The sequence below is a fragment of the Psychrobacter sp. CAL346-MNA-CIBAN-0220 genome (assembly GCF_040309805.1).
Classification (GTDB): domain Bacteria; phylum Pseudomonadota; class Gammaproteobacteria; order Pseudomonadales; family Moraxellaceae; genus Psychrobacter.
In genome coordinates, this window is record NZ_JBEOPF010000108.1 from 1 (window position 1) to 288 (window position 288).

At 64.9% G+C, this 288-nt stretch carries 1 protein-coding gene; it reads left to right on the forward strand.

The window, feature by feature from the left end; translation table 11 throughout:
* Positions 1-265: hypothetical protein (locus tag AAEY88_RS12905; protein ID WP_350563025.1), on the forward strand; the 265-nt coding region annotated here is incomplete at its 5' end.
* Positions 266-288 lie beyond the last annotated feature (23 nt).

Genomic DNA, 288 nt, shown 5'->3' on the forward strand with positions numbered 1-288 from the left:
GTTCACCGGCATGCCGAACTGGACGTTCGGCCGCGGCGGATCCTGCGTCGGCGGCTGCTACCTCACCCGCACGAACGTGTCGGACGACGTCCTCGAGCACGAGGCCGTCCACAAACGCCAATGGCAACGCTATGGGATGGTTTTCCCGCTCCTGTACCTCGCGGCGGGCACGAACCCGCTCGAGAACCGGTTCGAAATCGAAGCCGGACTGGAGAAGGGCGGCTACCTTCCCCGCCGACGCAAGCGCCTTCCGCGATCGGTATGACCATGGAACTCGGTGTCTACACG